The sequence below is a fragment of the Chryseobacterium aurantiacum genome, assembly GCF_003020585.1.
Lineage (GTDB): Bacteria > Bacteroidota > Bacteroidia > Flavobacteriales > Weeksellaceae > Chryseobacterium > Chryseobacterium aurantiacum.
The window spans coordinates 344,469-357,193 of the sequence record NZ_PXUE01000002.1; the positions used below are offsets into that span (position 1 = coordinate 344,469).

The window sequence follows — 12,725 nt, forward strand, 5'->3', positions numbered from 1 at the left end:
ATAAATATTTTTTGTTTTAATCTAAAATGTATTTGCTATAAGATGGCATTGATCAATTCATAATGATTTTAAGCAGTTTTGAGATGATTTCATAGATTAGGATACTTTGTCTTTTTAGTTTTAAGGGATGGGAAATTTTTAATTACGGACATGTTTGGGTATTCATACAGTTCCAGCCGTAGGTGGTCCCATTGTCTGTAGTGGTATATACCTTGAGACAATTGAGTGTGGTATCATACACCATCATTCCCTCTACCAAATTGGCAGCCGGAATCAGGTTAATTTCTGCGGTCGTCAACCTGTTGACAACAAATCCCTTGGTTTTGGATTCAAGGGCGGTCCATGCTCCTTTTCTTACCATAGGCCAGTTGTCTCCATCGCTTCCGGCTCTTCCTAGGGAGGTGATCCCATATTTTGTATCAAGGCCAATACCTATTGCCGGCGGCTTGCTGCAAACATTACATCCTATCAGTGGCTTTACAGTATTGTTTTGAGAGGTGCCTATCCCTTGCCCACGGTCATTTCCAATATCAGCAGCACCGCCACTGTTTACCAACACAGGAACTCCTAGCACGTCAATGCAAGATGAATTAGAACACAGATTTTTTTTAGGGGCCCAGGAACCTGTGCCTACCCCTACTGTTCCACCCGATGCAGATAATTGACCAATAGTAGCATTTTCGTCTCCCTCAACCGCATCCAGACAACCATCATTATCGGAATCCAAATCAAACCTGTTCTGGATACCGTCTCCATCAAAATCGCATGATTGCAGTTGCTCGGCACCAAAGGTAAAATTAACATAGAATTCAGGGACCGTATAATCAAACGAAAGCGAAGTATGAGTTCCCGGAACTTTCACAATAACGAAGGCTTCTCTTCCTGTAAACTGGGTTGGGGAATTTATGGTAAAACTTCCTCCTGCCTGAAATCCTGACCATATGATCTCCACAGGCCGATCAAAGACCACAGGAACTGCTAAGCCTGCGTTTCCCAGAGAAGCAAATACTAAAACAGGGTTTACCATCGCTGTACCAAAAGTCAGCACATTATGGGATGCAAAGTCATTACGGATGGTAGGATTATTATTGGGAACCCCATATGATGAAGGGAACGTACTGTGTCCAAAAACCGCTGAGGTAGCATTCAACGGATTGCTGGAGGTAAATGTATAGGGCACTCCATTGATGGTTCCTGTAGCGCTATTTCCTGAGATGGCTACCGGCCCCGTCCAATAAAGCTGCCCGGGACATTCTACCGTATCAGGAATTCCATCATTATCTGCATCAAGGTCATCACCATCTATGAGTCCATCCCCATCAGCATCAGCATAATTTGCCATCAAAGCAAGATATCCGCTGCTGAGCTGACTTCCTGTAAACTGTCCTTGCCCTCCCGTAAGAGGTCCCAGATTTACAGCTCCCGAGGTAAAATCTCCGTCAGCATCCCAAACCAAATTCCAGGTGGGAATATAGTTATCCAATAATGAGAACAACAGTCCTACATTTTGGGTGAAGCCTGTATTCTGAATTCTCCATTCACGGGACAGCCTTGTGTTGAATCCAGGCATAAGATCCGTTGCTCTCCTGGTACTTGTAGAAGCATTGTCATTACCAATCATTAAAAAACTGAGATTATTTCCTATTGCGGTCCTACTCATATCGTCATTGGGCAGGCTGAAGTTCATACTGGTTGATATCGTTATTATTTCATCCGTATTGGAAGACTTGGAAACTTTCTGTTCCAGCCCAGAGCCATCATCCCTGCCGATGCCTATAATATCATTGGTATACCCTGCTGCTGCTGTCCAGAATACACCTCCCGAAGAATAAGTATAGTTCCCCGATTTGGTATATCCATATTTGAGAGCCAGATAAGACTCCACTTTATTTTTCTCTGTATTGTTTAGGGCTGTATTATAGGTAATGTATTCCGGAACAATAACGTTAGAATTTTCTCCAAAACTTCCACCTATAGTCCCCCTTAAAGTGGTAGCCCCAGAGGCAGCTCCTGAGAGGATAGCGGAACCATTACCGGAAAAGGAGAAAGGTCCGGTGCTTCGTATGTAGGTATATTGCATCAGGTCTCTTCTGGAATCTATCACCCCGTTCACACCCGTGGTAAGGCTATTGGGAGCTCCATCATAATATACCGTATTCATCCTGTTACTCCAATATCCGAACAAAACATTCGATAAGGCAGAGCCAAATACCCGCCCGTTCACCCCAATGGTCTTTAACCTGGCTACCCCGAAAACGGAGTAACTTCCGCTTAGATCCAGAGCCGCTGGCAGAGTGAAAATCCCGGAGGTATTAAAGGTATAGGATCTGTTAAAATTGACCAGATCTGTAGTGGAATTGTAGACAATTGTTCCCGTTCCGGAAGCATCATTTCCTCCCACATTGTTTTTCCATACAGTACCTGTATTTCCAACGTTTTGCTTGTTCCAGGACACCAATCCAGCGCTCACTCCCCCTGGGGCCTGTGCAAAAGTAAAGGCCCCAATGAAAATAAAGGACTGAATAAAAAGTTTTTGAAGAAAGATTATATTTCTTTTCATGTCATTATAGGGGGTAGCTTTCACAATTCCATGTTCTCTTTATATGCAATAAACAGCTATGGCTTCCAAAAAGACCAAACTGTTCCATTGAATATGGCCAGCATATGAAGATTGGTATCATAAGCCAACATTCCCGGAGCAGGATTAATAATATTCAAGTGAGGGTTGGCTACCTTGGGAAGAATCATGGCTTTGTTGGTATCGGTAAGTACCAGAATTCCCGGGGTTGTATCCGTTGCAGCATTCCCTCCTATGATAACTTTTGTATTGGAAGATTCAACTTTTGAATCCTGAAGTGTGGTATCTGCTGCTCCCATGGTTTCGGGATTCAATTCCGTTTCTCCATTCAGGTCAGACCAGGATCCTGACTTTAGGTATTTGACCTTATGATCAGAAATGTCATAGACAATGGTTCCATTTACGGCTCCTGTTACCGAAGAGCCATTGGTAACCCAAGGCAGAATCATCCCCTTGTTATCGTTCCCAAATTCAAGGGATACGGAGGCATTGCTAACCGATGCTTTTCCAATGGCCACCTGGGAAAAGGATATTCCCCAAAGAGAAAAGGCCATTATGATACTTAGTTTTTTCATGTTTTTTGTTTTTAATGGATAATATCTGTTTAATTAGGGACAAGTTTGGGTATTCATGCAGTTCCAGCCATAGGTGGTCCCATTGTCTGTAGTGGTGTATACCTTGAGACAGTTGAGCGTGGTATCATACACCATCATACCTTCTACCAGGTTGGCAGCCGGAATCAGGTTAATTTCTGCGGTCGTCAACCTGTTAACTACAAACCCCTTGGTCTTGGATTCAAGAGCAGTCCAAGCTCCCTTTCTTACCATAGGCCAGTTGTCTCCGGCGCTTCCGGCTCTTCCCAAGGAAGTAATTCCATATTGTGTATCAAGCCCAATGCCTGTTACAGGAGGTTTACTACAGGTATTACAGCCTGATGGTCTTACAGCGCCGTTTTGAGAGCTACCTAGGCCCTGACCCTGATCATTTCCAATATCAGCAGCACCGCCAGTGTTTACCAAAATAGGAACCCCCTGGGCATCAATGCAGGAAAAATTGGGGCACAGATTTTTCTTGGGAGCCCAGGAACCGGTTCCAACCCCTACGGTTCCACCGGATACAGATAGCTGGCCAATCGTAGCATTCTCGTCTCCTTCAATGGCATCTAGGCATCCATCATTATCAGAATCCAGATCCAAATAGTTGTCTACTCCGTCGTTATCAAAATCGCAGTTTTGGAATTGTTCTGCCCCAAAAGTAAAATTAGCATAGAATTCAGGGGCTGTATAATCAAACGAAATAGCAGTATGCACCCCCGGAATTTTTACAATAGCAAAGCCTTCTGTTCCCGTAAACTGGGTTGGAGAATTTACGACAACTCCTGTAGACCAAACAATCTGAACAGGGCGATCAAAGACTACAGGAACTGCTAAGCCCGCATTTCCAACAGAAGCAAATACAAAAAGAGGGTTCGGCATAGGTTCGGCAAACGTGAGCACATTATGGGACACCTGAGTATTTTGTATGGTAGGATTATTATTGGGAACCCCATAGGATGCAGGAAACGTGCTATGACCAACTACCCCCGCAGTGGCTCCTATTAGCTTGTCTGATACATAGGTATAAGGTACTCCATTGACAACTCCGCTGGCAGTAGCTCCAGAGATCGTAATAGGTCCCGTCCAATAAAACTGTTTAGGACATTCTATGGCATCAGGAATTCCATCATTATCCGCATCCAAATCATTAATAATATCTGTAATCCCGTCACCATCACTATCCGTAGTGTTGGTCATCAAGGCCAGGTATCCGCTAGCCAGCTGGCTTCCAGTAAACATTCCTTCCGAACTGGCACTGGCACTAAGAAGCCCTAAGTTTACAGCACCGGAGGTGAAGTTTCCGTCTGCATCCCAAATCAAATTCCAGGCAGAAGGATAAATGTCTATTGATGAGAACTTCAATCCTACATTTTGGGTAAAGTTTGTATTCTGAATCCTCCATTCGCGGGAAATTCTTGTATTGAAACCGGGCGCTACATCTGTTGCTTGCCTGGTATTTGCAGACGCATTATCATTGCCAATCATCAGAAAACCAAGATTTCCACTTATGGTCACTCTGCCTGCATCCTCATTGGGTAAGCTGAAATCCGAATTGGTAGACAACGTTAATGTAGCATCCGTATTTTGAGATTTGGAAACTTTCTGTTCCAATGCAGAAGCATCATCCCTACCGATTCCTGCAACATTCTTGTCATATCCTGTCCCAGAGGTCCAATATGTTCCTCCGGCAGAGTTTATATAATCTCCAGACTTTGTATATCCATATTTAAGAGCCAGATAGGACTCCACTTTATTTTTGTCAGCATTGCTTAGGGCTGTATTATAGGTAATATACTCCGGAACGACCACATTGGAGTTTTCTCCACTACTTCCTCCTATTGTCCCCCTAAAGGCTATAGCTCCAGAGGCTGCTCCTGAAAGGATTGTGGACCCATTACCGGAAAAAGAGAAAGGACCGGCACTTCGAATGTAGGTATATTGCGTCAAGTCTCTTTTGGAATCTATCACCCCGTTCACCCCTGTGACAAGGCTATTGGGAGTTCCGTCATAAAACACCGTATTCATTCTATTGGTCCAATATCCTAATAAAACATTTGATAAAGCAGAACCAAATACCCGCCCGTTTACACCAATAGTCTTTAACGTAGATACCCCGAATACAGAGTAGCTTCCACTGAGGTCCAGAGCTGCAGGCAGGGTGAATATACCAGAGGTATTAAAGGTATAGGATCTGTTAAAATTGACCAGATCGGTAGTAGAATTGTAGACAATGGTTCCCGTTCCGGCAGCGTCATTGGCTCCTACATTGTTTTTCCAGACAGTACCGGTATTCCCTATGTTCTGTTTGTTCCAGGATACGAGTCCCGTACTGATACCACCAGGGGCTTGTGCAAAAGCTTTCCCACCTTGGGATACCAATAGTAAAGCTGTGATGCTTTTGAGAAAAACAATAGATTTAGTAAAAATTTCTTTCATGATATAATTGTTTTTTGATAAATGAGTTTGAAGAACAGTAATGAGTTTTTTTTTCCAATTCCGGCTGAATCTTTTATTCTTGATCAGGCCAATTCTGATATTTCAATTTTTTATCATTTTCATGGCAAATACCATTCATTATTTTTTATTAACCGTTTTAGGGGGACCATTAAAATCCTGCTATTGTCATTACATAAATCTCGGTTCCCATCACCAGCAATTTATACAGGGTATGGGTTCCTGGTATGGTTGGAATATTATTCACATACCTTACTGTGAAGCCACTGGCCGCAAAAGTTGAGATCCCACTCACCGTTCCCTGGACCGCTAGCGTATACGCTCCCCCATCTTTAATATTGGTTAAAGTAAATGCACCAGGATTTGCTGAGGTAGTGGCCAGATTGCTATTGAAGAAATCTATTGTTGTCGCAGTTCCGGCATTATAAGTCGCCGTATTGGTAATGGAACCATTGACATCCAATGCTGCTATGGCACTTCCTCCGCTATTAATTCCAATAACTCCTAAAGATCTTATGGCAAGACCACTTATGTATCCTGCCGAATTTTTTGAAAAGAATTGTAATCCTGCGTTGTTACCACTTCTGTCAATTCCTCTGATTGCAACTCCCGGGCTTGTTGCTAAAGGTGAATTGGTTGCTGAAAAATCAAACAGGACAAAGGATGTATTAGACCCATTTATATTATACAATCTTAGATTCGAAGGAGTTGATTGGCCGCATGGGGTTCCACAATTATTGATTCCTCCAGCAAGTCCATCTACTGTATTATTAAGTGAATTTATTACTTGTAGTCTTGTAACAGGATTATTCATCCCCATTCCTACAAAACCAAGACGGGTATTTACATTAAAGGTATTTCCTGCGACCTGAAAATGGCTATTTCCCGAAGAAGGTGCGGATGAAAAAGATAAAACCCGATTTCCTATATCTACTGTTCTGCTACCCGTAAGCGTCCCATCTACAGTATAAATATTGGAACCTTGCCCATCATTCAGTTTCTGCCAGATATTTCCATCAAAGAAATAAAGCCCTTCCTTATTCATATTTGCCGTTTTTACCGAAGGCAATGTAACTGCGGATAACGCATATATAACAGTCCCCCTATGAGAAAGGGTATATTGGGAATCTGCCCCTTGAATTTGATCTCCTGTAAGCCTTGGTACTATAAGCCCCTCAGGGTTTGTCCCGTTAATCGTTTTTGCTGCAATATCTAGAGTGACATCTGAACCTACTTTATTGATGCCCAACTGTGAAAATGTATATATGGAAATAAACATTGACAGCAATGAATAGTATACATTTGTTTTCATTTTTCTAATTTTTCAGAATTATAAAAATCCGGCTGTGGTATAAACGTATACTACGCTTCCCTGTACAATAAAATTATACAAGGTATGAGCATTCAAAATGGTAATGGTATTATTGGCATATCTTACGGTAAATCCGGCTGCAGTGAAAGTGGATATCCCAATTACAGCACCACGTACAGCCAGCGTGTAGTTTCCTCCGTCTTTAATGTTGGTAAGGGTAAACGCTCCAGGCGAAGCTGTGGTATACGCAAGGTTGCTTCTGGAAAAGTCTATTGTGGTAGCAGCACCAGCGTTAAAGGCCACGGTATTGGTAATGGAACCATTTACCTCAAGCCTTGAGCCAGGTGTTGTTGTATTAATCCCTACCAAACCGGAGGACCGGATTGTCATTCGTGGAGCATAATCTGTAGCATTTCGGGTTAGGAACTGAAATCCTGCATAGTCATTCACCGGATCTCTGTCTATTCCTTGCATAGAGGCTCCGGAAAGCCCGTTAGGAGAACCGCCAGGTAAAAAATCTATGCTTGCAAACTGAGGGTTTTGAATATCTGCATTATACAAAACAATATTTCTGGCTGTACCTTGCGCACAAGGAGCCCCACAGTTATCAATCCCAACAGACAGAAGGTTGGTTGTACTTCCGGTTCCACCCACTATGTTTAATGCTGCCGCCGGTGCTGCGGTTCCTATTCCCACTCTTTTGTTAAGAGCATCTATGCTGAAGATCCCTCCATTTACATTAAAATGGCTGGTTCCTGCAGTAGGAGCAGTTGTAAAGGATAGGGTTTTATCAGCCATCGTTACCGTACGATTGGCCGTTAAAGTTCCATTATTATTATAAATATTAGACGTTAAACTTCCGTCATTCAGTTTTTGCCAGACACTTCCATCAAAGAAATAATACCCTGCTGCTGTAATGTTCACGGTCTTTGGAGAGGCGGTGCCCACAGCACTGGTGGCATAGATTATATTTCCTCTCAGATTTGCGGTATACTGAGCATCACCCGCTTTTATCTGATCCCCAGTCAATCGTGGTGCAATAACTCCCTCAGCACGGCTGCCATCGGTAGTTTTTGCTGTAACATCTAAGGTAGTATAGGGAGTCACTGTATTAATGCCTACCTGGCAGTGTACCTCTTGAATGACCCATACAGATAATAGCAGTATAGTTTTTTTCATATTCTTAATTAATAATTATAATGGTCATTTATTTACTTGAGCATTAGAAGCATTATAGACTTTCGCATTATCATGCAGTATATCTATAAAATAATGACTATGGATTTTTGTGATTTTACTTCAGTGGTAACCCTTACATTTTCGTTTTATTAATTCAAAAAATCAACTTTATCATTCGTTAGTTGTTTCTTGCCTATTCCTATTTGTAGGTTTTTATAATATCCCACTTTACAACCATCCCATCTTCAAAATAGAGATGTAAAATTGTTTTCTTTCCAAAAAGGGACGTTTTAAGAATATAAGACCAAACATCTGAAGAGTGATAGTTAAGTTCGTCTCCTAGTTCTTGCAGGATTTCTTTCTTTTTTTTTCCCAGCAAATACTGATAATTTAATTCTTTCATTTGTGTTAATACCATTATTTCTTTTCTACATATGTGATTTCTACTTTCGTTTTCTTAGGTAAATACAGACTTATAAGATTCAAATAAAACAATGGACATTCTCCAAAGAAAGGGGAAATAGACATTCATCTATAACCCCAAAAACTTATGAAGAAAAATATGGATACTTGAAAAGGATATGCTTCTGAAACTTTGCACAGGATATCAAAATGTCATGGCATCCAATCAAGGATCTTTTCCAAACTATGCCCAATAAACTTCACTCTGCTTATTGTCAATTAATGGGAACTGTTTTTCATCATTTATTGGGCATTAAAAAAATATCTGAATGTTACATACTGTTCTATATCTGCCTGATTGTTGGGCAGGATATCATGATTGCATCTATCATCATCCCTATTCCATGAATACTCTGCAATACCTATCTTTTAATTACATTTCTATAAAACACTCCTTTATCAGTTGATATCCGCAATACATAATTTCCTTGTGAGAGAAAACTTGTGTCTATTACCTCTTCGCTGTTTTTGGAAGAGACTGTTTTTATCAACCGCCCGGAAACATCTATAATTTCTATTTTCTGAATTGTATTTTTTGGAGCTGACACTGTTAACTTATCGGCTACAGGATTAGGATATATGTCTATAGCCTCTTTATCTTTAGTAGTGTCAGCAGTACTGAGTGTAACAGCGGGTAATATTCTGACCATATAATCTTCAACTTCACCGTTGTATCGTGCATTACATGGTGCCATAGCAGCATTACTGGCATTACCAAGATCCCCTATCACTCTCATCCTTACATAGGGAGTATTAGGAAGAACAGCCGAGGCGGGAGGAATAATATTAGCCGTCACTACTGAATAATAATTAACTGCATTAGAAGACAATACGGTTTCTGTTGCAGTATCAAATACTCCATTGTTATTATAATCAATATAAACTCTTACCTTATTGCCTGTAAGAAAGCCATTATTAAACTTTACATTTAACGGTGTAGATGATCCTGCGGTTAAATCCGTATGAATTAACTTCGTTTTGCAAAAAAGCATAGTGTAATCATTATATCCATTAGCAGAGGAGCGACCTCCTGTGGTATAATCAATACTGCCAAATTTCACATTTTGTACTCCCACACCTGCTCCGGTACCAGGATTCGTTGCATCCGGCGGAATACAGGCGGATGTCAGGGTAATATTAGGATCAGGAGCTGTTGCTCCTTTTGAATTTAATAAGGATTGTCTAAATTCTAAAACTTTTGCTACAGCACGATCACTCTGACCCTGGGTGAACTTTTTATTAGAAGTGTAGGTACATGACCAACCATGATAGTTCATGATATTATACTGCACCCCCTGATAATTAACTCCGGTACAAGGATTTATATCTGAATTGGTTATACACGGATTGGTAGTAGAAGCAGAGCTCACCTCCGTATCACAAACCTTATCTCCCTGTGTGGTACAATCGCTTTCGATTGACACAGAAGTACAGGCACTTGAATGCCCCTCCCATGTATGATCAAGCCCCATAGAATGTCCCAGCTCATGGCTGAATACATAGACATTGCCATTCACAACATCCGATAAAGTCATAAAGACATTATCCTGTGCAGGAGCTGTTCCCGCATAGGTTGCCCATCCTGATTTCCCTCCTGACATTTTATGAACTAAATATAAATTTAAATAATTAACAGGATCCCATCTGCTCCAGGAATTGATTGTTGCCGTTGAGGCACCATTTGTATCATCATTTCCATAGGCTACATAGGCAGGATTAGAAGAAGCATCATATCTTACAATTCCATTGGTTGCCGTACAGTCGGGTGCTCTTTTTGCAAGAGTATACTTTACAGGAATTACAGCCGACCCTGCAGGAAGAACCAATGGCAGTGTAGTGTCTCCTGCATTAAATCTATTTAAATTATTCACCCAACTGATAATTTGTGCATCACTGGGGTTGTTTGATGTTCCCAAAGCTCCACCAGGAGTGATAACATGTACAACAACAGGAATTTCATATTCCTGGGTTGTTATTGTTCTATGCATTTTCCCTGATTTAATCCGTCTTGAAAGTTCATTATCAAAGTCTTCGATTCGCTTTTTAAAGGAGGGATCTTTAAGCATCAGTTGTCTGTTAACCTCACTTGCTCCGCACAATCCTTGTTCCTGTGAAAAAAGGAGGTTTGTATGAGCCATCAGAAAGGCTAAACCTAAAATAAATTTTCTATTCATTATTGCTTTTTTAATATTATAAACATTTTCTAAAGCCCATTATAAAACCTGGAGTTTTTTCAAATTAAAATGAACTGCAGGCCCAACTTCAACCTTCAAAAATATTTCTCCTCCATTAATCAGGATACTTGCTTTGTACATACATCCTATTTCTATATCAGATTTGAACTTTCCATTTTTAAAAGTATAGGGGGAAAATTAATATTAACCCCTATACTGATCAAAAAAAAAGAAATTTATTACACATTCTGCCTAAATGACACCTAGGCTTAATAGCTCACATTCTCAATAATGGTATTGCTATTCCCAAAAAACTATTACGTTCTATCTTCAAAGAAATATTTCATTGTGTTAATTGCATTTATTTTATCATTTTAGATTCTGCCCATATCCATCTAAAAAAGATTACTTTCTATGAAAGGCATAAAGGAATTTTAAAATACATCTATTTCAATTTTTCTTTAGCTTTTGGAAAGCATAAGGGAAGATGGATATCCCTTATGCTACATAGAAAATTAGAAGTAATTCAATAAGTAATTGTAATTATTGCAGAATCTAGAATTATTTTTTTATAACCTATTAATTAAAAACAGAGCACTTTTCGTATAAACTCTGTGGCTCCATACCTTTAAGCCTGTTTATTCATAATTTGAGTTATTTTAAAAAATTAATATCTTTTTATTTTTATTTAAAAGTTACTTAGAGCTTGTCATCATTTCAGCCATTTAATTTTTAAAAGCATAGGGAAAAAAGATTTCTCCCTATACTCTAAAAAACCATGAATGAAAACCTTATTATTTACTTATTTAATCTAAAAATCACAAAATAGGATAATCATATCTCTTAGATGGTTTATACAAAGAGCTCAATATGGATTTAAATTTAAGCTGCTTCATAGCCTATTAACTTTTTAAGATCATCTTCTAACTCTTTTAATTTTTGTGTCTTTACAAAAGTGACATCGTAATTCAAAATAATTACCCGTGATCTTCCTTTTATTGATATATATAGTTTCTTTTTAAGGAAAGTTTTTTGCAATTTATATTGACGGACAAGTATTTTAGGAAATTCATCAAGCCCTCTATATCTATTATTTCCAGTAAAAATATTTTTGTTTCTAATAATCAAAACCTCTCCCTCACTATTATATTCGAATATCTGTCTTATGGTAATATGCGTGAAAATAATCAGCGCCAACAATATTAATCCAAAAGCGGATAACCCTATTATTTCAAAAAAAAGATTTAAGAAAACAATTGTAATCACTAGCAGCAATGACAACACAATAAGTACAATTCTATAGATCTGCATAAATTTCATATTACTTAAGTTCATGGTTTATTGTATTAAATAATTTTATCAGTTATTGTGTTTTTACCTTTATTTTACAGTTCTATTATTTACAATATTATATCATCAACCTAGCCTGGAATAAGAGAGGAGATTATGAGATCAATCTACCTCCTCAATCCTACTTCCAGTTTTCAACAAATGAAATGTTATCTATTATGCTTATCATTAATCTAAAAAATCTTCAAGGTTTCATTGGTTGCACTTACATTTCATATTCTAAATAATCTTATTCAGAAATCAACCCAATCAATTGCTAAATAATAACACAAAGGACTAAATTCAACGTAACATATCCTATGTCAAATACACATTATTTATGTCTTACTAACATTTTTTAAGATTATTTATTAACAATTATATAATACCTACACAGCATTCAGCGAATATTCACAATACCACATAATACTATGGTACTTCAAAAAAAAACCGGCATAAAGCCGGCTTCCTTTTGAGAGGTAACTACTAAAGGTAAACCATTCTCTCTTATCATGTGTGTTGTGTTGTATATTAAAATACCCGAATGCTATCTCTTACATATGAGCTACATCCTTGTACTTCAATTTTTTTAAGAGGAGACATTTTCTTCACTAAGGTATATGTCTTCTTTGTTATTATCT

General features: G+C 39.1%; 8 protein-coding genes. All 8 read right to left on the reverse strand.

Going from position 1 to position 12,725, the window contains the following annotated elements:
• Nucleotides 1-142 precede the first annotated feature (142 nt).
• Complete coding sequence (locus C7D53_RS07975) at nucleotides 143-2,560, reverse strand: hypothetical protein (RefSeq protein WP_162926112.1); 2,418 nt, start codon at nucleotides 2,558-2,560, stop codon at nucleotides 143-145.
• A 56-nt stretch (nucleotides 2,561-2,616) separates the two neighbouring features.
• Nucleotides 2,617-3,153, reverse strand: coding sequence for a hypothetical protein (locus C7D53_RS07980; RefSeq protein ID WP_106915863.1), 537 nt, complete (start codon nucleotides 3,151-3,153; stop codon nucleotides 2,617-2,619).
• A 33-nt stretch (nucleotides 3,154-3,186) separates the two neighbouring features.
• The gene (locus C7D53_RS07985) at nucleotides 3,187-5,610 is read right to left on the reverse strand and encodes a thrombospondin type 3 repeat-containing protein (protein ID WP_106915864.1); all 2,424 of its coding nucleotides are present in this window, start codon (nucleotides 5,608-5,610) and stop codon (nucleotides 3,187-3,189) included.
• Nucleotides 5,611-5,779: 169 nt separating this feature from the next.
• Nucleotides 5,780-6,940: a hypothetical protein gene (locus tag C7D53_RS07990; protein WP_106915865.1), complete on the reverse strand. Its 1,161-nt coding sequence runs from the start codon at nucleotides 6,938-6,940 to the stop codon at nucleotides 5,780-5,782.
• A gap of 18 nt (nucleotides 6,941-6,958) precedes the next feature.
• Complete coding sequence (locus C7D53_RS07995; protein WP_106915866.1) at nucleotides 6,959-8,119, reverse strand: hypothetical protein; 1,161 nt, start codon at nucleotides 8,117-8,119, stop codon at nucleotides 6,959-6,961.
• 199 nt (nucleotides 8,120-8,318) lie between these two features.
• The gene (locus C7D53_RS08000; RefSeq protein WP_106915867.1) at nucleotides 8,319-8,522 is read right to left on the reverse strand and encodes a hypothetical protein; all 204 of its coding nucleotides are present in this window, start codon (nucleotides 8,520-8,522) and stop codon (nucleotides 8,319-8,321) included.
• A gap of 421 nt (nucleotides 8,523-8,943) precedes the next feature.
• Nucleotides 8,944-10,755, reverse strand: coding sequence for a GEVED domain-containing protein (locus C7D53_RS08010; protein ID WP_106915869.1), 1,812 nt, complete (start codon nucleotides 10,753-10,755; stop codon nucleotides 8,944-8,946).
• 882 nt (nucleotides 10,756-11,637) lie between these two features.
• On the reverse strand, nucleotides 11,638-12,090 hold the full coding sequence (locus tag C7D53_RS08020) for a hypothetical protein (protein WP_162926128.1): 453 nt from the start codon (nucleotides 12,088-12,090) through the stop codon (nucleotides 11,638-11,640).
• Between the last annotated feature and the right edge of the window lie 635 nt (nucleotides 12,091-12,725).

Coding starts and splice junctions, on each gene's coding strand:
- C7D53_RS08000 (WP_106915867.1), bottom strand. CDS start 8,522: ATGAAAGAATTAAATTATCAGTATTTGCTGGGAAAAAAAAAGAAAGAA.
- C7D53_RS08020 (WP_162926128.1), bottom strand. CDS start 12,090: ATGAACTTAAGTAATATGAAATTTATGCAGATCTATAGAATTGTACTT.
- C7D53_RS07980 (WP_106915863.1), bottom strand. CDS start 3,153: ATGAAAAAACTAAGTATCATAATGGCCTTTTCTCTTTGGGGAATATCC.
- C7D53_RS08010 (WP_106915869.1), bottom strand. CDS start 10,755: ATGAATAGAAAATTTATTTTAGGTTTAGCCTTTCTGATGGCTCATACA.
- C7D53_RS07995 (WP_106915866.1), bottom strand. CDS start 8,119: ATGAAAAAAACTATACTGCTATTATCTGTATGGGTCATTCAAGAGGTA.
- C7D53_RS07985 (WP_106915864.1), bottom strand. CDS start 5,610: ATGAAAGAAATTTTTACTAAATCTATTGTTTTTCTCAAAAGCATCACA.
- C7D53_RS07990 (WP_106915865.1), bottom strand. CDS start 6,940: ATGAAAACAAATGTATACTATTCATTGCTGTCAATGTTTATTTCCATA.
- C7D53_RS07975 (WP_162926112.1), bottom strand. CDS start 2,560: ATGAAAAGAAATATAATCTTTCTTCAAAAACTTTTTATTCAGTCCTTT.